At 44.1% G+C, this 24,539-nt stretch carries 17 protein-coding genes; 14 read left to right on the top strand and 3 right to left on the bottom strand.

What is annotated here, in order from left to right; translation table 11 throughout:
• Positions 1-24: 24 nt before the first annotated feature.
• The 4 genes from nusB (at position 25) to NUW02_00135 (ending at position 4,741) form a co-directional block, all read left to right on the top strand.
• Positions 25-915 (top strand): transcription antitermination factor NusB, encoded by an 891-nt coding sequence (gene nusB / locus NUW02_00150; protein MCR4274452.1) that lies wholly within the window; start codon positions 25-27, stop codon positions 913-915.
• 155 nt (positions 916-1,070) lie between these two features.
• Positions 1,071-1,766 carry a ribonuclease III gene (gene rnc, locus NUW02_00145; protein ID MCR4274451.1) on the top strand — a complete coding sequence of 232 codons (696 nt, stop codon included), beginning with the start codon at positions 1,071-1,073 and terminating at the stop codon, positions 1,764-1,766.
• 318 nt (positions 1,767-2,084) lie between these two features.
• Positions 2,085-2,345 (top strand): hypothetical protein, encoded by a 261-nt coding sequence (locus NUW02_00140; GenBank protein MCR4274450.1) that lies wholly within the window; start codon positions 2,085-2,087, stop codon positions 2,343-2,345.
• A gap of 95 nt (positions 2,346-2,440) precedes the next feature.
• Positions 2,441-4,741, top strand: coding sequence for an AAA family ATPase (locus NUW02_00135; GenBank protein MCR4274449.1), 2,301 nt, complete (start codon positions 2,441-2,443; stop codon positions 4,739-4,741).
• Positions 4,742-4,767: 26 nt separating this feature from the next.
• On the opposite strand, the gene NUW02_00130 is transcribed toward NUW02_00135, so the two are convergent.
• Complete coding sequence (locus NUW02_00130; GenBank protein ID MCR4274448.1) at positions 4,768-5,331, bottom strand: PH domain-containing protein; 564 nt, start codon at positions 5,329-5,331, stop codon at positions 4,768-4,770.
• Complete coding sequence (locus NUW02_00125) at positions 5,328-5,579, bottom strand: hypothetical protein (protein ID MCR4274447.1); 252 nt, start codon at positions 5,577-5,579, stop codon at positions 5,328-5,330. Before NUW02_00125 ends, NUW02_00130 begins: the two co-directional genes overlap by 4 nt.
• 225 nt (positions 5,580-5,804) lie before the next feature.
• Between NUW02_00125 and NUW02_00120 the strand changes: the two genes are divergently transcribed.
• The gene (locus NUW02_00120; GenBank protein MCR4274446.1) at positions 5,805-8,123 is read left to right on the top strand and encodes a tail fiber domain-containing protein; all 2,319 of its coding nucleotides are present in this window, start codon (positions 5,805-5,807) and stop codon (positions 8,121-8,123) included.
• Positions 8,124-8,292: 169 nt separating this feature from the next.
• Positions 8,293-10,167 (top strand): hypothetical protein, encoded by a 1,875-nt coding sequence (locus NUW02_00115; protein ID MCR4274445.1) that lies wholly within the window; start codon positions 8,293-8,295, stop codon positions 10,165-10,167.
• Positions 10,168-10,251: 84 nt separating this feature from the next.
• On the opposite strand, the gene rnr is transcribed toward NUW02_00115, so the two are convergent.
• A complete protein-coding gene (gene rnr / locus NUW02_00110) occupies positions 10,252-12,228 on the bottom strand; it encodes a ribonuclease R (protein ID MCR4274444.1) in 1,977 nt (658 codons plus the stop codon).
• 258 nt (positions 12,229-12,486) lie between these two features.
• Here rnr and NUW02_00105 point away from each other — a divergent pair, with 258 nt between their 5' ends.
• The 8 genes from NUW02_00105 to dnaG all read left to right on the top strand — a co-directional run bounded on the left by NUW02_00105 (position 12,487) and on the right by dnaG (position 24,481).
• The gene (locus NUW02_00105) at positions 12,487-13,176 is read left to right on the top strand and encodes a hypothetical protein (GenBank protein MCR4274443.1); all 690 of its coding nucleotides are present in this window, start codon (positions 12,487-12,489) and stop codon (positions 13,174-13,176) included.
• A gap of 68 nt (positions 13,177-13,244) precedes the next feature.
• Positions 13,245-13,853 carry a hypothetical protein gene (locus NUW02_00100; protein MCR4274442.1) on the top strand — a complete coding sequence of 203 codons (609 nt, stop codon included), beginning with the start codon at positions 13,245-13,247 and terminating at the stop codon, positions 13,851-13,853.
• Between the two features lie 116 nt (positions 13,854-13,969).
• On the top strand, positions 13,970-14,461 hold the full coding sequence (gene rpsP, locus NUW02_00095) for a 30S ribosomal protein S16 (GenBank protein MCR4274441.1): 492 nt from the start codon (positions 13,970-13,972) through the stop codon (positions 14,459-14,461).
• 149 nt (positions 14,462-14,610) lie between these two features.
• Positions 14,611-14,922, top strand: a complete 312-nt coding sequence (locus NUW02_00090) for a KH domain-containing protein (GenBank protein ID MCR4274440.1) — start codon at positions 14,611-14,613, stop codon at positions 14,920-14,922.
• Between the two features lie 79 nt (positions 14,923-15,001).
• Positions 15,002-15,658: a tRNA (guanosine(37)-N1)-methyltransferase TrmD gene (gene trmD, locus NUW02_00085; GenBank protein MCR4274439.1), complete on the top strand. Its 657-nt coding sequence runs from the start codon at positions 15,002-15,004 to the stop codon at positions 15,656-15,658.
• Between the two features lie 215 nt (positions 15,659-15,873).
• Positions 15,874-19,023 (top strand): DNA-directed RNA polymerase subunit beta, encoded by a 3,150-nt coding sequence (locus NUW02_00080; protein MCR4274438.1) that lies wholly within the window; start codon positions 15,874-15,876, stop codon positions 19,021-19,023.
• 33 nt (positions 19,024-19,056) lie between these two features.
• Positions 19,057-22,701 carry a DNA-directed RNA polymerase subunit beta' gene (gene rpoC / locus NUW02_00075; protein MCR4274437.1) on the top strand — a complete coding sequence of 1,215 codons (3,645 nt, stop codon included), beginning with the start codon at positions 19,057-19,059 and terminating at the stop codon, positions 22,699-22,701.
• A 49-nt stretch (positions 22,702-22,750) separates the two neighbouring features.
• A complete protein-coding gene (gene dnaG, locus NUW02_00070; protein ID MCR4274436.1) occupies positions 22,751-24,481 on the top strand; it encodes a DNA primase in 1,731 nt (576 codons plus the stop codon).
• Positions 24,482-24,539 lie beyond the last annotated feature (58 nt).

Genomic DNA, 24,539 nt, shown 5'->3' with positions numbered 1-24,539 from the left:
GTTTGAAAAAGCGTTGCACACCACATGAGTAATCGACATCTCGCACGATCAGTTGTTCTTCAAACTCTTTTTCAGATAGATTTTTCTACTGTTAATCTGAAAGAGGTTGATTCGATTCTCCAAAATACTATTGAGGAATATGCGCCTGGTATTGGCGAGCGTGATTTTATGCGCGCACTGATGCATGGTGTTATTGAACGACAAACCGACCTTGATACTATTATCCAAAAAGCAGCTCCCGAGTGGCCCATAGATAAAATTTCTCTTGTTGACCGAAGTGTTCTGCGCCTCGGGCTGTACGAATTATTGTTTGGTGACCGTGCGCATGTTCCTGCAAAAGTTGCCATCAACGAAGCTATTGAACTTGCCAAAACATTTGGTGGAGACACGTCGAGTCGTTTTGTGAACGGCGTGCTTGGTTCTGTATATAAAGAAATGGGCGAGCCAGGCAAAGACGAACAGTCAAAGAAAAAGAAAGACGTTCCGTACGATGAATTACCATTGGAGATGCTCGGTGGTGCCGTGGTCTACGCAAAGCACGAAAAGGATATTTACGTCGCCTTTGTGCATGACGTGTTCGGGCACTGGACACTTTCAAAAGGAAAGATTGAAAAAAATGAGGATGTGAAAGCGGGAACCGCGCGTGAAATTCAAGAGGAGCTCGGTCTTCCGGTCACGATTCAAGATGAACTTGGTTCAAATGAATATGTTGCATCACATCCTGAACGAGGAAAAGTACGCAAGCGAGTGATGTACTTTTTAGCCGAAGCACCATTCCATGAAATAACACTCGGCACATCTGGTGGACTTGATGATGGACGATGGTTTCGTATTTCAGAAATTCTCAATCTCAATATTTACGATGATATTTTGCCACTTATCACGAAAGCAATTACACTCATATCACAAAAGTAGTATGTAGCATGTAGCATGTAACGTGTAGCATGTAACAGAAAACATATAGCATGAAGCATGTAACAGAAAACATATAGCATGAAGCATGTAACAAAATGCGAATCACCAAAACTAATCACCAACTTCCCACCTCTAACTTCCAACTTCCACTTTTTATGAAAAACCTGAAACCTCTAGAAGAAAAACTTGGTCACACATTTACCGATGACAAAATATTGTTAACTGCGCTGACACACCGTTCATACATCAACGAATCGCATGCACATACAGGACAACACAATGAACGCTTAGAGTTTTTAGGCGATGCGGTACTGGAACTTATAAGTACTGAATTTTTGTTTGCAAAATATCCAAAAAAAACAGAAGGGGATTTAACATCATATCGTGCAGGATTGGTAAACACCTCAACGCTTGCAACGGTTGCAATGGAATTGGGTGTGAATGAGTTTTTACTTCTTTCCAAAGGTGAATCAAAAGATATTGGACGTGCGCGACAGTATATTCTTGCAAATGCGTTTGAAGCGCTTGTGGGTGCTCTTTTTCTTGATGGTGGGTATGCCGCCGCTCAACAATTTGTGGAACGCTCCCTCCTTCCTTTGACGGACGATATTGTGGGTAAACATTTGTGGCGAGATGCGAAGAGTCGTTTTCAGGAGTTGGCACAAGATAAAACAGGTGTGACGCCATCGTATGAAACGATGCAAGAAGAAGGTCCTGACCACGATAAACAATTTACTGTCGGTGTGTTTCTTAAAGGTGTCAAAATTGCAGAAGGTGATGGTAAATCAAAACAAGAAGCTGAACAGGAAGCTGCAGTGAATGCTCTCACCGCAAAAGGATGGGCACGGTAGGGATAGTAGTAAGTTGACATTTCTATTTCACTGTTTTATTATATACACGGAAAACTGGTTATTGCGACCAGTTTGTTCTCCACAACAACCGCCGCCAAAAGGCGACAAAGGAGAAAGACCGTGATAGAGGAGCCGAAGTTGGTAGCCCCTGCAATTTTCAATTTTGCAGACTCCACATGGGGTTGGAACAAGCTCAAGGACCTTCTTCAGGGGGTCAACGAGACCAGGAAAGATCAGCAGCTCTCTCCCATCTCCCAAAAGGATCTCCTGAGGCGATTTCTCCCTGCTTCCGAAGACCCGAGTGGATGTTGGGGTCGAATGGAAATCCGTGAAGGCATTGACTACAAGCGAAGGATTCTGGACATTGACACCATCTACCACCAATCAGCATCTCTTCTTGATGTGTTTGTTCCCTCGGGTTGGAGCATCAAAGTTCTTAATCTTGTGCGGCAAGGTGTTGTCCTAGCGGAGCTCAGGGGATTGTCACGTGTGGGGTCACCGTGCTGGGGGTGCACAAAACATGGAGACAAGATTCATCCTTGGGATCTCTCTCTGTTGGGCAACAGGTCACGGCCGTAAGTTTTCCTGCCGGAGCGTTTGCGCGCTCCGGCAGTTTCTATTTGTCCGTTTTTTTGTCATACTAGAGCAGTAAGAATTTTTATGAAGATGACATCATGTACCTCAAATCTCTAGAACTTTCCGGATTCAAATCGTTCGCCAAAAAAGCGTCGCTTGAATTTAAAACACCCATTACGGCCATTGTCGGCCCGAACGGCTCTGGTAAATCAAATATTGCCGAGTCGTTTCGGTTTGTTCTTGGTGAGCAGTCAATCAAATCAATGCGCGGTAAGCGCACTGAGGACCTCATTTGGAATGGTTCAAAAACCTCCCCGCGAAGCAACCGCGCTCATGTCAAGCTTACTTTTGATAATACGGCTCGTGGCAATGTCTCCGAATCGGGACGTTTGTTTGCCATTGATTTTGATGAAGTAGTCCTTGAGCGAGTCATTCATCGTGACGCAACGAGCGAGTATCGTCTCAATGATTCAGTGGTGCGATTGAAAGACACGATTGAACTGCTCTCTGGCGCACACATCGGCGCATCTGGTCACCACATTATTTCTCAAGGAGAAGCGGACAGAATTTTGTCGGTGAACACGCGTGAGCGCAAAGCAATGATTGAAGACGCGTTGGGATTGAAAATCTATCACTACAAAAAAGATGAGAGTGAGCGTAAGTTGGAAAAAACACAAGAGAATTTAGACAAAGTGGAAAGTATTCGCCGTGAACTCAAACCACACCTCGCATTTTTACATAAACAAGTCGCGAAAGTTGAAAAGGCGCGCGAACTGGCACTTGATTTGAAACAGGCGTACCGAGATTATTTCGCCCGTGAAAAAGCGTACCTTGATGCGACACTCAAACGTATTACGTACGAGCTGGACCCGTTGGAGAAACGAATGCTTGAACTGCAAAAAGATATCACACACGCCCGAGAAGAATTACAGAAACTCTCTCAAAAAGACGTAACATCAGACGCACTCCTTTCCTCGGAAGAAAAAATGAGAAGCATTCGTGAGAAGAAAGATTTGGCCGTTCGAGAGGTTGGACGCATTGAAGGAGAAATTTCCGCTCTGCGAACACTCCTTGCAAAAGAAGAACGCAAACAAACCGAAGAAGCGCACAAGACCGTCCCGTTTACGTCCGTCTCATCAATGACGACCTCTCTCGGACGTTTGATAGACAGCGCATTGTCTCAAGGTGATCCAGCAGAGTTTAAGGCCGCACTCAGTGCTATCAAGACGCTCGTGTCTGAGTTTATGAACACGGTGCGTGGTGAAACGGCTCGTGACAATGATATCGCCGAGGTGCGAGAAAATATTTCCTCACTTGAACATGACAAAAAGAAACGAGAAGGAGAAATTGCCACGCTAGATGCTGAAGAGAAAAAGTACGCGGAGGAATACAAAAAAATCCAACACACCATTGAATCTGACATACACTCAGGACGCGAAATGGAACGACGCATTTTCACACTCTCAAACGAACAACAAGAAGTTCGCATGCATATCCAGGTACTGACGAGCGAAAAAAGCACACTCAAACTTGAAGAAGAAGAATACAAACGGGAATTACTTGAAGCAGGGGCACTGGTAGGCGTTGAGGCAGTTCGGTTTGATGATCTATCTCGTGCACTTGCCGAGAGTGGTGTTGTTGAAGAACGTTCTGAACAGCACGAACGCAAGCGACAAATTGAGCGAACGAAAGTTCGTCTTGAGGATGCGGGAAGCGGTGGCGGAGACGATATTATGAAAGAATTTGAAGAGGTCTCACAACGTGATGCGTTTTTAGAAAAAGAAGTTGCCGATTTGGAACAATCAGCAGAGTCCTTGCACGCGCTCATCACCGATCTTGAAGAAACGCTCGCGCGTGAATTTGCCGAAGGTGTAAAGAAAATAAATGTGCAGTTCTCCGAATTCTTCTCGCTCATGTTTAATGGTGGAAATGCATCTCTTGAAATAGTGCGCGAAGTTCGCAAAATAAAACGAGACACAGATATTGAAGATATTGAAGATGATGATGGTACTGAAGATGGGGCAGAGGGTGAAGAAAAAGTGTTTGAAGGTGTTGAAATCCATGTTGCGCTTCCGCGCAAAAAAATTCACGGTCTTGAAATGCTTTCAGGTGGCGAACGTGCGCTGACGTCAATTGCACTTATCTTTGCAATGTCGCAGGTGAATCCTCCACCATTCATTATTTTAGACGAAACAGACGCTGCACTGGATGAAGCAAACTCAAAACGCTACGGCGATATGATTGAAAATCTTTCAAAGAAAACACAACTTATTTTGATTACACACAATCGCGAGACCATGTCCCGAGCTGGAGTTCTCTACGGAATTACGATGGGAGCAGACGCTATCTCCCAACTGCTCTCTGTTTCATTTGATGAGGCAGTACACGTGGCAAAATAAAAACCCGATAATCGGGGTTTTATTTTCTATTCCGTGTGGGTTTGCTGGAGACCTTGCGTTTGGAGGGGTTGGTAGGTCTCACCATGGGCTCTCATGATTGTTTCTTTTACCATAAGTGGGTCGGCTGCGTTTTTTATAGTGAAGTCAATTTCACTTCCGGCGGTGTGGATGTGGATATCTCCGAATTTCATAAATGTTGCAAAAATGCCGTTGATGGAAATCGTTACGTCTTGCACTTGCTCTAGTCGAGTAACAGAAATTTCACGACGAAAAATTGACTTTTGTTCAATATCAAAAATACGTTTGTTGGTAACAACCCACACATCAAGATAATAGTTGGTCCAGTAAAAGAAAAAGAGAACCCACAAAAAAAGACACCACAACATAAAAAGAAAACCTATCAGAATACTCCCATACATACCTCCCGTCACTTTATCTATAAGGGTTGCGAGGAGGGGAGAAAGACCAAGTGGAATAAAAAATAAAATGAGCAAGAACGCCATTTTTGTATAGAGTATAAACATGTGTCGTCGCACCTCAAGCAACACACGCTCGTCATTCTCTAGTTGTACAAGGTGCTCAATGCTCATAGGGAGAAAATAAAAGTGACCGCAAGGAGTAAAATCACAACGGAGCCAGTAAAGAAAATTCGCTTAATACGTTTTAGGCGCTTACTTTTTGCGTCATATGCGTTCCAGTGATACCACAAAATACCAGCACATAGTGCCCAAACAACAACTGCAATCGCAACAAATATCCACAACGCAGTGGGGGAGAGTGTGTCGGGAAGAACGGATGACGTTTTGCTAAAAAAATCTGAAGATGATGTACTCAACATACCCACATAGTGTACAACGTTATCTTTACGATGCAATTTGAAGCTCTTGGGGATTGGGTCCTCAGGTCAGGGTGTGAGTTGGACGAATCATTTTCTCAGACAAGAGCACATTCAATCAATTGTAAATGATACCAACAAAATCTCCTTTTTTGTGCAGGCTATTTTACCATTGAAGTGTAACGTGGTATCTTGGTCGTATAGATTATTGATCCGATGAAATATTACATGAAGAACGTTTTTCTTACCCTCATACTTGTTGTACCCATTTTTGTTTTTGCAGGGGATAGTAGTTATGACACTGTTTTAAATGTTGGTGCACAAAAATATACCCACAGCCTCGGAACATTTGCTATAGCGTCTGATACCTCAATCTCCCAAAAAATAACCATATCGACCGAAGTACCTCAAACTTTTACCACCGCTCCAACTTTTTTTCAGCGCATACAGGCAAAAATACGTTCGTGGTTCGGTGCCACCGGTGTTTCTGAAAAACCACCCGTCATTTCTGTACAAAAAAATGAACCTACACAGCAGATTGTACCTGTTGCAAAATCTTTTTTTACGCCAATTTCCACCCAAGGGTCAGTGCTTTCAGAGGCAGTTATCCAAGAAGTACCTCCTCCTCATTTTACTATTCAGGCGCCATCCGCTGTAGATAAAAAAGTACAACAAACTGAAGTGTTTTATGTTGTTGCCAACGCAGTTGCCGCACTTCGCGCAGAACTTTTGCCAAAAATTAAGAGTGCGTCACGTTCGCCTATTACCAATTTCCCCGACAATTTTCTCGAGCTCTCTGGAGGCACTCTCACCGGCGGACTCACAGGAACAACACTTACACTTTCAGATACTCTTTCTGTGGCGGGTACGTTTGCTGATAGTTCGGGTGATGTGGGGACAAGCGGATATGTACTACAATCCACTGAAACGGGTACGGATTGGGTGGCAACATCAACACTCGGTATTGGTGGAATATCAGAATGGCTTGATACAGGCACGTACATTTATCCAGATGGAAGTAAGTATGTGCAAACGCTTTTTATTAACGCCACATCTACAACGGCGACAAGTACTTTTTCTGGAGGACTTTCTGTTGCGGGATCATCTGGTTTAACGGTATTGCAAAATGGAAATGTTGGCATTAGTACAACAAGTCCTTCTCAAAAACTCGTTGTAGGAGGAAGTGTACTTGTTTCTGGTTCAATAAGCGCCGCAGGGACTGCAATTGATAGTAAAAAATATGTGTATGTAAATGCGACAGGTCTCGATACGACAAGTGGGGGAATATACGGCGGTTTCTTTTCACTCGCGGGTAATGGAAACAGTGAAAACAGTTTGATTGGAATTCGCGGTAGTGCGACGAGGAGTTCTGGAGCGTTTTCTCATGGAGCAGTGCTTGGTGTACAGGGTGCGGGAATTGTAGATAGTGGTCAAACAACAGATAATGTAACAGGAACTGAGGGAACTGCACAGATATCGGGTACGACACTTCAGGCGTATGGAGCATACAATCAAGTTTCGTCAGTTGGGTCGGGGGCATCCATTACTTCCGCTTTCGGCACATATTCTGATGTGGTTACTGCCGCCAGTGGAGTGATTGGAAGCGCGTATGGATACTATGGTAAAGTAAGAGTATTAGGAGGATCAATAACAGATGCGTATGGTTTGTATCTGGAATCGATAACGAGTGGGTCGACAAATAATTATTCAATTTATTCAGCTGGTGGAAAGAGCTATTTTGCAGGTAACGTTGGTGTTGGCACCACATCTCCATGGCGGACACTCTCGGTTACTGGCACTGTTGGATTTGCTGGGTTGACCACAAATACTGGTGCGGCCACAGCATCGTTGTGTCTTGACGCAAACAATGAAGTGACACGCAACACCGACAACGAAACATGTATCACCTCATCACTGCGTTACAAACACGACATCAATGAACTCTCGTTGGAAGAATCTCAGCAGGTGCTTTCTGCACTTCGCCCCGTGTCGTTTGAATACAATCAAATTCCAGGATTGCGGTACGGATTAATTGCTGAAGAGGTGGAAAAAGTAGACAGTCGTCTTATTGGGTATGATGACCAAGGACGACCGAACAGTGTTCGTTACACGAGTATTATTCCACTTTTGATTAAGACGGTTCAAGATCTCTCGATAAAAGTTGAACTAACTCTCGCCAACGCTGCGACGGGTGTGTCTAACTTCTTTGATATTGTTGCCCAAAAGTTGACGACGGATGAACTCACGACAAATAAACTGTGCGTTGGAACAACATGTGTAAACGAGTCACAACTTCAAGAGATTCTTGATAGTGTGAACGTTTCTTCAACGCCTCCACCGGTTGTTGAAACCCCACCAGCCACAGAAGTTGAACCTTCGTTGGAAGCTCCAACCTCCACATCTGAAATTTCTCCAGTTGTGGAGCCACCAGCTATAGACCTGCCTGCGCAGGCAGGTGAACCAATTATTGAAGGGCAAGCTCCGGAACCCATACTCGAACCAGTTGTTGAACCCACACCTAATCCAGCTCCAGAATCGACCCCATAGTTTTGGAGGTGTAACCCTCGGAAGAGGTTGTAGAGACCGGACCTCCTAAGGGTCCGGTCTCTACGTTTTAAAAGTTATACACAAAAAATGTGCGGGGGGGGGTAAAAATGATATTCTGTTCTCATATTCTCTAATCATGAGCGAGGTTACACCTCGCTACATAGTATTTATGAAACAGTATCTACCTTCAACGGGCATTTCTAACGGGATGAAAAAACTTTTATTTATCGTTGCGTTTTTAATTATCAGCGTTCCGTCAGTTGTTTCTGCGGCAACATGGACAAAAACGGCGATTGATTCAACAGGAAATGTTGGATCATATACATCCACAATACTTGGTCTTGATGGTTTTGCGCGCGTTGCCTACTATGACGTTACAAATGCAAATTTAAAATTTATTCAGTGTACGAACATTGATTGTACGACAAATGTTGTTACGACTATTGATTCAACGGGTGACGTCGGACAATTTACCTCCATCGCTATTAGTTCAGATGGCTTTGCGCGGATTTCATACTATGACATTACTAACAGTGCCCTTAAATTTGTTCAATGTACTAATGACGCGTGTTCAACAAGCGTTATCACAACGATTGATTCAGTGGGTATTGTTGGAAAGTATACCTCTCTGGCTATTCTTGATTCTGATGGTTTTGCGAGAATTTCATACTACGATACTACCAATAAAGATCTCAAATTTGTTCAATGTACCAATGCTGCTTGTTCGACCAGCGTCATCACTACTGTAGATTCTGCGGATATGGTTGGAGAAAACACATCTCTTGTTCTTGGTAGTGATGGCTTTGCGCGTATTACCTATAATGATGCTTCAAACGCCGCTTTAAAATTTGTACAGTGTACAAACGCGGCGTGTTCGGCAAGCGTTATTACGTATCCTGACCCAACGGGCGATGTTGGTCTGGTCGTATCTTCTCTCGCCTTAACGGCCGGTGATCTTGGACGGATTAGTTACTACGGGAGTGCCGGGACACTTTTATTTTTTATTCAATGTACCAACGCATCATGTTCGACAAAGACCAATACAACCATTGATGCGACGGAGACTGGTATAGGGATCTTTAATTCTATAGCCCTTGGTACAGATGGTTTTGCACGCATTGCATACTATGACGACACCAACGACGATCTCAAATTTGCTCAATGTACCAATGCAACATGTTCTACGAAAACGATTACCGTCATTGATTCTACTGGTGATGTTGGGGCTTACCTCTCAATCGTGCTTGATGCAGATGGCTCGGCGTATATAAGTTATTTTGACACTACCAACAGCGATCTCAAATTCGCATACGGAACTTTTCCTCCAGAGCTCACCGTCACCAAAACGGTCGTGAACGACCACGGAGGCACTGCGGTGGTCGGTGATTTTCCACTGTTCGTTGACGGCGTGAGCATCACAAGCGGTGTGGCAACTACAACCCTTGTCGCAGGCACATACACCATCACTGAAACAGAAGACGCGACATACACTGCAGGTGACTGGGGAGGTGATTGTGCCGCTGACGGCACCATCACGCTCGCGCTTGGAGACACGGCAACCTGCACCATCACGAACGACGACATCGCACCCACTCTCACCGTCACCACCACGGTCACCAATGATGACCAAGGCACTGCCACAATAAGCGACTTCACTCTCAATCTCGACGGCCTCACCATCACGAGTGGCACTGCAACAACAACCGTTGCAGCGTCACATACCCTTACCCACAGTACTCCCGCAGGTTACACCTATACCTCAACATGGGGAGGTGACTGTGCGACAGACGGTACCATTACTATGTCTGCAGGTGGTACCTACACCTGTACGCTCACCAACGATGATGACTCCACAAGTGCTGGAGGTGGCAGTGGAGGAGGAGCACGCATCAGTACGCCATCGACACCACCACCTATTTCTCCAACACCACAACCACTTACCTTCGATGAACAAACAAAGCTTATTGCTGAACTCCGGACAGAGCTCGTTTCTCTCATGCGTCAGCTTCTCTTGATTCTTCTTGAGCAGTTGGCGGGGATGTAGTTCTTGGGGGAAATATCAAATATCTAATAGCAAATAGCAAACGCCCCGCGTATCCAAACGGATACGCGGGGCGTTCTCATATCTTTACGCAACGAGGGCACACTCAATCAATTTTTTGTCCACATCAACCGCTTTGATGGTTATGCGTACTTGGTCTCCGAGTGCATACGTCTTGTGTGTTTTTTGTCCAATGATGCGATACTTTTTTTGTTCGTATTTGTAGAAATCATTTGGCATGTCGGAGAGACGAATCAGCCCTTCGGCGTGTGTATTCATTTCTTCAACAAAAATACCCCATTCGGATACGCCTGAAATAACCGCATCAAAAGCCTCTCCAATACGTGCGTTCATGTATTCTGCCTGTTTAAGTTTGATGGATTCGCGCTCGGCTTCAATAATGGAAAGCTCGCGGTTTGAAATACTGTCGGCAATGGCTGCGTATGTCGCATAATCTTCATTGGGGAGTTGGCCATTAGTATTCATGTAATCCAAAAGACGGTGCACAATAAGATCAGCGTATCGGCGAATAGGAGACGTAAAGTGTGTATAGGCGGGAAGCGCAAGACCAAAGTGTCCAATATTTGCCGTTGAGTAGATAGCTTTTGACATAGAACGTACACCCGCTGTCGCGATGAGGTCTTCTTCGGGAGTTCCTTCAACATCTTTAAAAAGTTTGTTGAGTGCTTTTCCGGTCACTGTTCCTTTTGGAGAGATTTCAAGAGTGTGACCAAGCGCGTGTGCAAACTCAGCGAGATCTTTAATTTTCTCCATATTTGGTGTGTCATGGATGCGATAGATGAATGCGTGGCGAGCTTTTCCATATTTATTTCGCACATGTTCAGCAACTTCTCTGTTGGCAAGTAACATGAACTCCTCAATTAATTTGTGTGTATCAAGACGTTCTTTCAAATATGCGGACAAGGGAACACCATCATCGGCAAGTTCAAAACGCACCTCGTGTTGTTCAAAATCAATAGCGCCAGACGCCATGCGTTCATCGCGTGATTTCTTTGCAATGGTGTTGAGTGTATTGAGTTCTTTAAAATAAAGCCCTGAGCCGGCGTTTAAGACCTCCTGCGCCTCTTCATAGGTGAAGCGTTTGTCCGAGTGAATGATTGATTTTCCAAAATTGCGGGTGAGCACAGTGCCGTCTTGTACAAGGGTGAACCATGCAGAGAAGGTGAGTCGGTCAACATCTGCTTTCAAGCTACACAAATCATTTGAAAGAATTTCAGGAAGCATCGGAATGGTGCGGTCAACAAGGTATGCAGAAAACGCGCGTTTGTAGGATTCCTGGTCAAGGGCACTTCCGGGTGTGACAAAGTGCGATACGTCAGCAATGTGCACACCAATTTCGTAGGTGCCATCGGGAAGAGATTGAAATGAAATTGCATCATCAAAATCTTTTGCATCAACGGGGTCAATGGTGAATGTTGGTACATTGCGAAAATCTTTACGTCCCACAAGGTTGTTTTCTGTTTTATATGCGGAGTGTATTTTCTCCGCCTCATCCTCAACCGCTTTTGGAAACGTATCATCAATTCCTTTTTCCAAAATAATGGAACGAATTTCAACTTCATGTACACCTTTGGTGCCGAGTCGTTCAATCACTTTTCCACGAGGTAGCTCTTTTGGGTCAGTCCACGGTAAAAGCTCTACAAATACTTTTTCAGCAATAGAGAGTTTTTCATCTTTTGAAAGTAGTATTTTAATGTAGCTTTTTCGGTCGTCGGGAATGAGAAATGTCATATCGTCTTCCTCAACAACGTTTCCCACAAATTTTGTTCGTGAACGATGGACCACACGAATTACACAGCCCAGGTGTTGGTCACGCAATTTTTTTCCGAGAAGTTCTACCTCAACGAGGTCGTTATTGAGTGCGGTGTTGAGGTTGTCATTTTCAATACGAACATCCTCTTTTTCTATGCTCGGGTGTGGAACAAAACCAACACCTCGAGCAATCGTGCGGATGGTGTTTTCAAATCGTTGTGTTGATCGCTTTGGTGCGTCCTTTTTTTTGTGGGCACGGCGGTCGTGATGGGGGTGTTTCTTGCCTTTCATGTCTTGTGTGGGGATAAGAATACCATATTTTAGGCACTTTTTGCACTACTATGCGTTTGGTTATTTTAATTTTTATCCTTCATGAGAGTGTTTTATACTGTATGTAACACTTTATTTTTCCTTCACCTCTCATACATATACTCATGCTCAGACAGATCTTTGACAACAGAAAGGAGGAAAAAAGTTTTCTATCGTGTAGCAAAGGGCAGTTGTTTATTAACTATCACTAACCACAAGGAGCACACAATGAACATTCGTATGTTGTCGTTTCGCGCCATTTTTCTTTTCGCACTTCTCATCGTGTCTGGTTTTGTTGGGGCTCTCTACCTGCGCACCACACTCGTTGCTGATGATGAGGTTCGTCTTCAGCGTATTCCCGACAACAGTGCTCTGGAAGCGCAGGAGCGCGCTAAACCACGTTTCGAGGGTGAAATCGGTGGTATCTTTCTTGCACCACAAGGCACACCCGTACCAGAGAAGTTCACCTCGTATGAAGATGTCTGCGGGTCACCCGATTCTGGGTCTGTGGACGTCTCTTGGGATCGTGCAGGAGCACTTGAACTTACGCTGGATCTTTCTGAGGGTTATGTTTTGCAGGAAGACGACATAAACAATGGAGTTATTGCATGTGCGGATAACGACATTGTCTACGCAGCTCGCAGAGTGTATTCCTTCAAGTCGCCCTATGACAACGCAAACATTATCATCGGGCGAAGTATTCTTGAATACGACGAAGTGAGTGTTTCTTCGGAACGTCCAAAGCTCATGAAGATTGCAGGAAGAGATGTGGTTGTTATTGAACCGTTGACCAAAGAAGGTTTTTTGGAAAACGGAAATGCGTGGATTTCCGAATCGTTCGGAAAGACATTTATCGGCACAGCAAACCTGTCTCGTGATGAGTTTATGAAACTTGTTGAACTCGTCGCGTCAACAACGCGTACGCAGTAGAAAAGGAGAATGGGATGAGATTCCGATGGATGTTCCCGATTTTTCTTGGTGTGCTGTTGGGTTTTTCCGTGCCCACCGAGAGTGCCCCGCTCGTCACGTATCTTGTGAAGATGCTCCCAGCGTCTGGTTCTTCCGGACAAGCACCAACTCTCACCTGCGGTTTCCATGGTGGTTCGTGTGGAGCTGGAAGTGGGGACTTTCTTGATTGGGACAACACGAGTACCTCCTCTGTTTATTTCCGAGGTATTTTTACGAGAGGCGGTTCTCCGCGCGAAACCAATCGACTCATAGGAAAACGCGTTCGTATTAGTGGCGGTGGTGACAGATGCGAAGAGCAGAGAGCATACATTGTGGATACTGCTGCTCTGCAAATTCGAGGCACGATGCGATACCTTCACGCGTCAATGAATTCAACTGCAGATTTTTCCATTGCCACGTCTGGTAGTGGGGAACTCAACTCACGAACTCTCGGAAGCATGATTCAAGACACAGGATGTGGTGCGTGGAATGGAACACACGTGCATGCAGGTTACACCACCACAGGCTCGGCTTCTCGTTCCAAAAACACGTCGCGGTTTCCGAGCGGTGATTATTGTACACCGGGCGTCAACTGCAACAGCTACACCAACACCAGCTCAAGTAACTGGACGCACAAGTTCACGTGGTCGGGAAACTAGATGGGTTCTCCTTTCTGTTTGTTCTTTCAATCCCACCCTAAGCTCAGGGTGGGATTGTCTTTTATGCGAGTATTTGGTACAGTATCACAACTGCCAGATGGCAGTTTTCATTTCACATGCTAAAAATACGACTACAACGCGTTGGACGAAAAAATGACCCCTCATTCCGAGTGGTTGTTCTTGAGTCAACACAGGGTCCAAAGGCGGGCAAACACGTTGACCAAATTGGTTTTTATAATGCAGTGACAAAGCAAAAAACACTTGACTCTGAAAAAGCAAAGTACTGGATGTCTAAAGGAGCACAACCATCAGACACGGTATACAACATGCTCGTAACAGCTGGAGCAGTTGAGGGCAAAAAGCGAAACGCTCTTCCTAAGAAAAGTCCTATCAAGAAGGATGAGCCCGAAGTAACAGTAGCTCCAGCACCAGTTCAAGCGGAGGCCATAGTTGAGGCATCTGTTGCAGAAGAAGTTCCAGTAGCTCCTGTTGAGGAGGTACCAACGCCTGTCGCAGAAGAAGTTCCAGTGGTTTCTGTTGAAGAAACTCCAGCAACCCTAGCAGAAGAAGTACCAGTACTAGCTCCAGAAGAGACCCCAACAGCCTAACTTTCATACAATTTTAAAAATATTCACGGCCCTCAAAAGCCGTGGACATTTTTTTATTCAAACAGTATACTCATACTCAAACCGTCGGTAATCGCCGAGGGGGCTCTGTTTGAAAGTTAAACAGGTTTACTAGAACTTAGTCACATACCATGACACAAGAGTATCAAGACGCAGTATTTCTTGAAGCAGTTGTTAAGGCGCTTGTAGAAGTTCCGGCTGATGTGAAAGTCGTTCGCACCGTCGATGAGATGGGCGTGCTTATTACATTGAAGGTTAATCAAAAAGACATGGGTACTGTCGTCGGCCGTTCAGGCAACACAGCAAAAGCAATTCGCACTTTGCTCCGAGTTGTCGGCATGCGAAACAATGCACGTGTTAATTTGAAAATTCTTGAACCAGAAGGTTCAACACGAATGGCCGCAGCAAATATTGACGATGCGATGGCAGCATTGAAAGAATAGAAGACACGCAGCATGTAACACAAAACATGTATCAAAACACAACCCGCCACAAAAGCGGGTTGTGTGTTAGGATGTCGGCATGAAATGCACCGTCATTACTCTTTTTCCAGAATCAATTGAGTCCTACGTACAGAGCTCTATTTTGAAGCGGGCACAAGAGAAAAAACTCCTTTCCGTTTCTTTTATAAATCCACGAACGTTTACGACAGACAAACACCACAAAACTGATGATAAACCATACGGTGGTGGTCCGGGCATGGTCATGAAAGCAGAACCTATTTTGAAGGCGATAGAATCTGTACAGAAGAAAAGAAAAAATAAAAAAGAACGTACAAAAATTATTTTCTTTTCTCCAACTGGAAAACAATTTACAAATGTATTCGCTCGCACGCTTGCAAAACGATATGACCACATTATTTGTATCGCAGGACGATATGAAGGTGTTGATGCGCGTGTCAGACGAATTTTGAAAGCAGAAGACATATCAATCGGTCCGTATGTGCTTACCGGAGGAGAAATTCCGGCACTTGTTGTTATTGATTCGGTTGCACGACACATTAAAGGAGTTCTCGGTGCTTACGAATCCCTTGAAGAGAAACGTATTGCGTCAAGAGATGTATACACACGACCCGACGCATTCGTCTGGAAAGGGAAGTCGCGCCGTGTACCCGCAGTTCTCTCATCCGGACATCACAAAAACATTGACAATTGGAGAAAGAATACGCACAAAAAGTAAGTTATCCACACACCACAAAAAAGGCTTGACTGCAAACGATATTTAATTTAGAATGGCGTCTAATCAGGGGGTAGAGTGAGTTATGGGGCACTCTCGGATTTTTATAGATTAAACACATATTTTGCTAGACCTAGCTAGCAGATAACTTTTTGTGACTTGTGTTGACAAACCTTTATCCAAGGTTTGGCTTCGTGCGTCCCTTTTTACGTAATTATATGCAACAAAAAGTCTTCGCGAAGTATCAAAAGCCACTCCTTGAACTTCCGAATCTTTCAGAGGCTCAAATAGTATCTTTTAGGTGGTTGATGGAAAAAGGCGTGAAGGAATTGTTGAAAGAATTTTCACCTATTTCTGACTACTCAGGGAAAAAATTTGAATTACACATCAGTAATCCAATGTGTACTGAGAGCATGTATGACGAACACCACGCAAAGGAGAACAAGTTGAGTTATGAGGTTCAGTTGAAAGTAACTGCGAAGCTTCTCAATAAAACGCTTGGTACTGAGAAAGAGCAAGAAATTTTCCTCTCAGACCTTCCTATTCAGACAGATCACGGAACATTCATTATTAACGGTGTTGAGCGTGTCATTGTTCCGCAACTTATCCGTTCGTTTGGAGTTTTGTTCACATCACAGGAATTTCGAGGAAAAGAATATTTTGGTGCAAAAATTATTCCATCTCGCGGGGCATGGATTGAAATTGAAACAGAACCAAACGCATCACTACAGGTTCGTATTGATAGAAAAAGAAAGTTCCCTGTAACACACCTCTTGCGTGTTTTTGGTGTTCAAACAAAAGAAGACATTTTGGAATTGTTTGCTGGCACCCCCGCACTCCCTTTTATTGAAAAGACATTTGCACATGACACCGCTCAAACGGTTGACGATTCATTTATTGAGATTCACAAAAAACTTCGTGACGGTGAACTTGCAACTGCAGAAAATGCGCGTGATTTTGTTAATTCAATATTTAATACGGAACGATATGATCTTTCTGAAGTTGGACGTTTTCGTTTCAATCAACGTTTTGGCAAGTCAATGGACAAAAAAGTAATGGGTGAAAGAACTCTTTCATTGGATGATGTACTCACCATTATTAATTACATTGTTTCTTTGAATATTACACCAGACGCACAGGCGGACGACGTTGACGACCTTGCATCACGTCGCGTTCGATATGTTGGTGAAATGATGCAACAAAAAATGCGTGTTGGATTCGCTCGTATGAAGCGAAACATTCAGGACCGTATGTCTATTATTGATACGGAGACAACAATGCCTACACAGGTCATCAATCCACGACCACTTCAGGGCCAAATTAGGGAGTTTTTCAGCACAAACCAACTTTCTCAATTCATGGCCCAGGAGAACATCCTTTCTGAATTGGAACACCTTCGAACACTGTCGGCTCTCGGCCCGGGGGGCCTTTCACGTGAGCGGGCAGGATTTGAAGTTCGTGATGTACATGTATCGCACTACGGACGCTTGTGTCCTATCCACACCCCGGAAGGTCCAAACATAGGTCTTATTCTACACCTAGCGACGTACGCTCGAATCAACGATTTTGGTATTATTGAAACACCGTACATGAAAGTAACGAATGGCGTTGTTTCCGGTGAGGTGGTATATCTCAATGCGCAAGATGAACAAAACTACAAAATCGCCCATGCTGCTATTGCGCGCAGTGATAAAGGTGTCATAACTGATGAACGTGTTGACATCCGTGTGAAGGGACGACCAGTTTCAGTATCTGCAAAAGAAGTTGAGTATATTGATGTTGCAACAAACCAAGCATACTCAATTGCAACAGCTCTCGTCCCATTTTTGAATCACAACGAAGCAAACCGTGCGCTCATGGCATCAAACATGCAGAAGCAGGCGGTTCCTTGTATTCGACCCGAAGTACCTCTCGTTGCAACAGGTATTGAGGAACGCGCTGCACGTGATTCGGGACGACTGGTCTATGCACGAGAAGCTGGAAAGGTAACCTACGTTGATGCAAAAAAGATTGTAGTGAAAAATGCAAAAGGAAAAGACGACGAATACAAACTCATTACCTTCTCTCGAACAAACGGATTTACAGTGTTTCACCAGCGTCCAGCAGTATCTCTCGGCGACAGCGTCAAGCGTGGAGAGTTGCTTGCCGACACATCAACGAGTGCCGATGGTCAGATTGCTCTTGGACAAAACCTTCTCGTTGCGTTTATGCCATGGTCAGGAAATAACTTTGAAGACGCTATTATTTTGTCGGAACGACTTGTCCGTGATAACTATCTCACTTCTATTCACATCGAGGAATTTTCTTCCAACGTACGCGATACAAAACTTGGACCAGAAGTAACCACAAACGATATTCCAAACGTTGGGGAACTGAAGCTCCGCAATCTTGATGAAGAAGGAATTATTCGCATTGGTTCAGAGGTACAACCAGGTGATATTCTTGTTGGAAAAATTACACCAAAAGGAGAATCACAACTAACTCCAGAAGAACGTCTGTTGCGTTCCATCTTTGGTGACAAGGCTCGCGATGTGAAAGACACGTCACTTCGCATGGAAGGAGGAAAGCGCGGGCGTGTTATTGGTATCAAAGTCTTTTCACGAGAAAAGGGAGATCAACTTGAATCTGGAATCATCAAGAAAATTTATATTGAAATCGCACAGCTTCGAAACATCACTGTTGGTGACAAACTTGCTGGGCGACATGGAAATAAGGGTGTTATTTCACGCGTAGTTCCTATTGAGGACATGCCACACATGGCAGATGGAACACCTGTTGATGTTATTTTGACTCCACTTGGCGTGCCGAGCCGTATGAACTTGGGTCAGATTCTTGAACTGCACCTCGGTATGGCTGCAAAAACACTTGGCTACCAAGCGGTTGTGCCACCGTTTGTGGGAGCATCTGAAGACGAAATAAAATCTGAATTGAAAGCAGCCGGTTTTTCAGAAAACGGAAAAATGAAACTCACTGACGGACGCACAGGTGAGCAGTTTGAAAACGACATTGCGGTTGGATACATGTACATTCTCAAACTTGAACACATGGTTGAAGACAAGATTCACATGCGCTCAATTGGTCCGTACTCCCTTATTACACAACAGCCACTTGGTGGACGTGCACAAAACGGAGGACAGCGATTTGGAGAAATGGAAGTGTGGGCGCTCTTGGGTTATGGTGCAGCATACACGCTACGTGAAATGCTTACGATTAAATCGGATGACATTATGGGCCGTTCAGCCGCGTTTGATTCTATTGTTCGCGGGTCTCGACTGACACAGCCAAACACACCAGCATCCTTCAGCGTGCTCTTGCACTACCTTCGTGGTCTCGCGCTTGATGTTGAATTAAAAGAAGAAAACGAATAAACCTATATGCGACGCAATACACAAACAAGCATCATGGAGACGTTTGATACAGTTGGTATCAAGCTTGCAAGTCCTGAAAAGATTGCAGAGTGGTCGCATGGAGAGGTGACCAAGCCGGAGACCATCAACTATCGCACACAACGAAGTGAGAAAAATGGGTTGTTCGATGAACGAATCTTTGGTCCCGAGCGCGACTTTGAATGTTACTGTGGAAAATACAAAGGTATTCGCTACAAAGGTATTGTCTGTGAAAAATGTGGCGTTGAAATTACACGCTCCATTGTTCGACGTGAACGCATGGGTCACCTCACACTTGCAACGCCAGTTGCACACATTTGGTTTGTTCGTAATGTTCCGTCTCGTATTGGTCTTATACTCAATATTACAGGTCAAGATCTTGAAAAAGTTATCTATTTTGCAGGGTACATTATCATTTCTATATCAGAATCTGAACGAGAACTTCTTTTAAAGAATCTTGATAATGAGTACCGCGTTAAAACAAAAGCCCTCAAGGATGATAAATCAAAAGAAAAATTAAAAGAGGTGTATCTTGCTACAAAGCGAGAAATTAACTCCATCACAAAATACGCCGTCCTTGATGAGGCAACGTACGCAAAGTTCACCATGAAGTATGGAACGCTTTTTGAAGCTGGTATTGGTGCGGAAGCGGTATATGAACTCTTAAAAGAAATTGATCTTGAAGAAATTGCGACAACAATTGAAGCAACCATTGATGATGCGGGTGCAGAAGAAAAGAAAAAGATGCGCAAACGTCTCAGCCTCATCCGTTCAATGTTGAAATCAAAAATTCGTCCAGAATGGATGTTTTTGATTAACATTCCTATTATTCCGGCGGCCCTTCGTCCGATGGTTGCCCTTGATGGTGGACGTCACGCAACAAGTGACCTCAACGATTTGTATCGTCGCGTAATCAACCGAAATAATCGTCTTAAGAAACTTCTTGAAATTCACGCACCGAGTGTTATTTTGCGAAACGAAAAGCGTATTTTGCAGGAGGCTGTTGATGCCCTTATCGATAACTCAATGCGTCACTCTGGAGGAACTGCGGCTGTGAGTCAATCACAGCGTCGCCCGCTTAAATCACTTTCTGACAATTTGAAAGGGAAGCAGGGAATTTTTCGTCAAAATCTTCTTGGAAAACGTGTGGACTACTCAGGACGTTCCGTCATTGTTGTTGGTCCAACACTCAAACTTGACGAATGCGGTTTGCCAAAACAAATGGCGCTTGAACTTTTCCGCCCGTTTGTTATTTCTAAACTTATTGACCGAGGACACGCCTATAATATTCGTGGTGCAGGACGTCTTATTGATGATGCTGGGCCAGAGGTGTGGGGAATTCTTGAAGAAGTAATTGCAGGGAAGTATGTGTTACTCAACCGCGCTCCCACACTTCACCGTCTCGGTATTCAAGCATTTCGTCCTATTCTTATTGAGGGACAGGCAATTCAGATTCATCCTCTCGTAGTGCAAGCATACAACGCGGACTTTGACGGAGACCAAATGGCCGTTCACCTACCCCTCTCAGATGAGGCTCAACTTGAGGCAAAGGAAATTATGTCATCAGGAACAAACATCTTGAGACCAGGAAGTGGAACACCTATCGTATCTCTCGGTCACCAAGATATTGTGCTCGGTTCATACTGGATGACTCGTATTATTCCGAAAGAACTTGGAGAAGGTGGCTTCTTTGCAAGCCCTAACGACGCTATTCTTGCGTACGATTTCAAAATTCTCTCACTTCGTGCAAAAATTACCGTTCGACCAACAGACGGTGAGCGTTACAAAAATTTTAAAGGAAAGGCATTTGAAACATCTGTTGGACGCCTTCTCTTCAATGCGTCTCTTCCAACTTCGTACCCATTCATAAACAAAGAAATCACAAAAAAAGAAATGGCTGAATTGGTAAACATACTCTTTGCCACATATACCAAATCAGAAATTATGAGTATTCTTGATAAGGTAAAACATGTCGGGTTTACCTACGCGACAAAATCTGGAACAACATTTTCTTTGAGTGATGTTCCAACACCAAGCGGTAAGCAAGAACTTATCGATGCCGCACGAGTTATAATTGAAAAGAATGCTTCTCAATACGAAGAAGGTCTTCTCTCTGATGAAGAAAAGTTTAGAAAGGATATTGAGGTGTGGCACGGTGTTCGTACAGATATGGAAAAAATCGTTGCCGAGTCGCTTGATCAATCTGGACCCGTGTACACTATGTGGAAGTCTGGAGCTCGTGGACAAATTGGACAAATCACCAACATGGCGGGTATTAAAGGACTCATTGCTGGTTCACAAGGACGAACCATTGACTTCCCAATCCTCTCATCAAGTAAAGAAGGACTTTCACCAATTGAATATTTTATTACCACCAACGGAGCACGTAAAGGTCTTGGTGACACCGCGCTTAACACAGCTCAATCCGGTTATCTTACCCGACGTCTCTTTGATGTTGCACAGGATGTGGTAGTTACTGAAGACGACTGTAGTACGAAGGAAGGAATTTTGCTTGTCGCACAAAATCTTGCTGGTATCGAAATTTCACTTGCAAAAAATATTACTGGCCGGTTCCTTGCGAAGGAGCTAAAAACAACCTCAGGAGACGTTCTTTTTAAACGCGGTGAATTGGTAACTGCAGAAGTTGCCGAGGTTATTGAAAAAGAAGGTATTACTGAGGCGTGGGTCCGTTCTCCAATGTCATGTGAGACATCGCGTGGTGTGTGCCAGAAATGTTATGGAAATGACCTTGGAACTGCTGCCCCAATCGTATTAGGAGAAGCAGTGGGGACTATTGCCGCTCAATCGATCGGTGAACCTGCTACACAACTTACAATGCGTACCTTCCACGCCGGAGGTGCTGCTGCAGTTGCTGGAGACATCGTTGCTGGTTTGCCACGTGTGCAAGAAATCTTTGAACGTCGTCCGCCTAAAAACCCAGCTATCATTTCCGAAGTTTCAGGAACGGTTGTTGAGATTGTTGAACGAGGACAAGAAAAAATCATCCGTATCTTACCAAACGCAGAAGATGCTAAAAACGACAAAGCAGTGGAATATGTTGCTCCATTTCGTCGAACACCGATTGTGAAGGAAGGCGATACCATTGAAAAGGGTCAACTGTTAACAGACGGTTCTGCCGACCTCGCTGAACTCTTTAAACATGCAGGACGCGAAAGAAGTCAGTCATACATCATTGATGAAATTAGTAAAATTTATGAATTGCAGGGTGCTTCAGTATCCCGAAAACACATTGAAATTATCATCAAGCAGATGTTTTCACGTGTGCAAGTAAAAGATCCGGGTGATACAGATCTTCCACGCGGTTCTGTTATTGAGATGTCGCAGGCACGCGATGCAAACACTATTGCAAAAGATACTGGTGGCAAAGAGGCAAAGGTCATTCCTCTTGTGCTCGGTATTACAAATGTTGCACTGTCACGAGCATCATTCCTTTCAGCCGCCTCATTCCAACACACCAACAAGGTACTCATTGATGCAGGAGTACGTGGAAAGAAAGATGACCTACGTGGTTTGAAAGAAAATATCATTGTCGGACGTCTTATTCCAGCAGGAACAGGATTTCCAGGTAGTCCAAAGTGGCAAATGATTCAGGATGCGCAACAGGGTATTGAAAACAGTTACGAACAAGAGTCCGAGTAAGAGTAGTCCATGTGCGCGGACGAGTGCTCGCTATGAGTCACACACATAAATGTCAAACGTCACGCAACAAGTAAAAGACCGTCTCGGTATTACCGACGTTGTTTCCTCGTACATCAAGCTTGATAAGTCGGGAAAAAATCTCAAGGCACGATGTCCATTCCATAATGAAAAAACAGCTTCGTTTTACGTTTCCCCCGAACGTGAAAGTTACTACTGCTTCGGGTGCGGAGAACACGGAGACATCTTTACGTTTGTTGAAAAAATTGAAGGTGTTGATTTTATGGGCGCACTCAAAACACTTGCAGAACGTGCAGGTGTTGAACTAAGTAAAGAAGCATTCAAAAAAAATGAAGCCGACCAAACACTCTATCGAATTCTCGAAGATGCCGTTGCGTTTTTTGTTCAAACACTAGGGCAAACGCCATTGGCAAAAAAATATCTTTCCGAGCGCGGTGTGACGGACAAAACAATCACATCTTTTCAGATTGGTTTTGCTCCAGCTTCGTGGCGTTCGTTGTATGAATATCTGGTGAAGCGTGGACACAACAAAAGTAATATTGAAAAAGTTGGACTCATAAAACAAAAACAAGACAGCGGGGTCAAGACGGCGGGGCAAGAATACTATGACACCTTTCGTTCTCGGATTATGTTTCCTATCTTTGACCCCTCAGGACGCCCCATAGCCTTCTCTGGGAGACATTTTGGTGAAGAATCACCGGAAGCACCTAAATATATCAATTCTCCAGAAACGCCACTCTTTAAAAAGGGAAATGTCTTGTACGGTTTTGAAAAGGCAAAAACAGGCATTAGAAAATACAACTTTTCTATTCTTGTTGAGGGCCCTATAGATCTCATCATGGCGCATCAGTACGGCTTTACGAACACGGTCGCGGTTATGGGGACGGCGCTTACACAAGAACACGTGGAAAAACTTCGAAGATTATCACACAACATGGTTGTGGCTCTTGACGGAGATTCGGCGGGAGTACAATCAGCACTTAAAACCTCACGACGCGCACTTGAAGCGGATATGGATGTGAAATGCGCACTTTTACCCGAAGGAAGCGATCCAGCGGATGTTCTCAAAACAAACCCCGATATTTGGAAAAAGGCTGTGCGAGAAGCAAAACATGTGGTGCTCTTTCTTATTGAACACTTAACACGAACGCACAAGGGTGATGATCGGGCTTTCAAACAACATATACGAAACGAGGTGTTGCCATTTATGTCACTTATTCAAAATAAAATAGACCAAAAACATTTTATTGATATTGTGGCAAAACTGATAGGTGTAGACACATCAGTTATTGAAGAAGAAATGGTGAAGGTGGCATTTCAAGATACACTCAATACCTATGAAGCACCGAAAATTGCTCCACGTGAACACGATATACGGAAAAATGTTCTTCTCCGACAACTCGTCGCTATTATACTTACACAAAAACACCGAAAGACTGATGGTGTGACAAATGATACACAAGAAAAACTCGCTGCGCTTGTGGGGTATGACCCGTTTGAAAATATTGATGAATCATTCTATCAAGAAGACATGTTTCAATTAGAAAAAGCGGAAGCAGAATTTGGAGATATGGGATTACATGTTGATGAATTACTCCTTTTGCTTCAAGAAGAATTTCTCAAAGATCGTTATGCCCAAGCTCGTGAAAAGCTTGTTGATGCCGAACGCTCTGGAGACGAACTCCGCATGGCCGAGCTGTTGCAGGAATGTATGGATATTTCTCGAGAACTGCGAAGTACTCGAATTAAAAATGTTCATTAATTTTTTAGATATATTTTTATAACCATACACATTTTATGAAAAAAACAAAACCAAAGCG

The organism is Candidatus Campbellbacteria bacterium, from assembly GCA_024653945.1.
In the GTDB taxonomy this organism is placed as follows: domain Bacteria; phylum Patescibacteriota; class Minisyncoccia; order Phycocordibacterales; family EsbW-18; genus EsbW-18.
This window is presented reverse-complemented; position numbering and strand designations above follow the sequence as displayed.

Bases quoted from the DNA above. Each gene is read 5' to 3' on its own strand.
- nusB (MCR4274452.1), top strand. From the start codon at position 25: ATGAGTAATCGACATCTCGCACGATCAGTTGTTCTTCAAACTCTTTTT.
- rnc (MCR4274451.1), top strand. From the start codon at position 1,071: ATGAAAAACCTGAAACCTCTAGAAGAAAAACTTGGTCACACATTTACC.
- NUW02_00140 (MCR4274450.1), top strand. From the start codon at position 2,085: ATGGAAATCCGTGAAGGCATTGACTACAAGCGAAGGATTCTGGACATT.
- NUW02_00135 (MCR4274449.1), top strand. From the start codon at position 2,441: ATGTACCTCAAATCTCTAGAACTTTCCGGATTCAAATCGTTCGCCAAA.
- NUW02_00130 (MCR4274448.1), bottom strand. From the start codon at position 5,331: ATGAGCATTGAGCACCTTGTACAACTAGAGAATGACGAGCGTGTGTTG.
- NUW02_00125 (MCR4274447.1), bottom strand. From the start codon at position 5,579: ATGTTGAGTACATCATCTTCAGATTTTTTTAGCAAAACGTCATCCGTT.
- NUW02_00120 (MCR4274446.1), top strand. From the start codon at position 5,805: ATGAAGAACGTTTTTCTTACCCTCATACTTGTTGTACCCATTTTTGTT.
- NUW02_00115 (MCR4274445.1), top strand. From the start codon at position 8,293: ATGAAACAGTATCTACCTTCAACGGGCATTTCTAACGGGATGAAAAAA.
- rnr (MCR4274444.1), bottom strand. From the start codon at position 12,228: ATGAAAGGCAAGAAACACCCCCATCACGACCGCCGTGCCCACAAAAAA.
- NUW02_00105 (MCR4274443.1), top strand. From the start codon at position 12,487: ATGTTGTCGTTTCGCGCCATTTTTCTTTTCGCACTTCTCATCGTGTCT.
- rpsP (MCR4274441.1), top strand. From the start codon at position 13,970: ATGCTAAAAATACGACTACAACGCGTTGGACGAAAAAATGACCCCTCA.
- NUW02_00090 (MCR4274440.1), top strand. From the start codon at position 14,611: ATGACACAAGAGTATCAAGACGCAGTATTTCTTGAAGCAGTTGTTAAG.
- trmD (MCR4274439.1), top strand. From the start codon at position 15,002: ATGAAATGCACCGTCATTACTCTTTTTCCAGAATCAATTGAGTCCTAC.
- NUW02_00080 (MCR4274438.1), top strand. From the start codon at position 15,874: ATGCAACAAAAAGTCTTCGCGAAGTATCAAAAGCCACTCCTTGAACTT.
- rpoC (MCR4274437.1), top strand. From the start codon at position 19,057: ATGGAGACGTTTGATACAGTTGGTATCAAGCTTGCAAGTCCTGAAAAG.
- dnaG (MCR4274436.1), top strand. From the start codon at position 22,751: ATGTCAAACGTCACGCAACAAGTAAAAGACCGTCTCGGTATTACCGAC.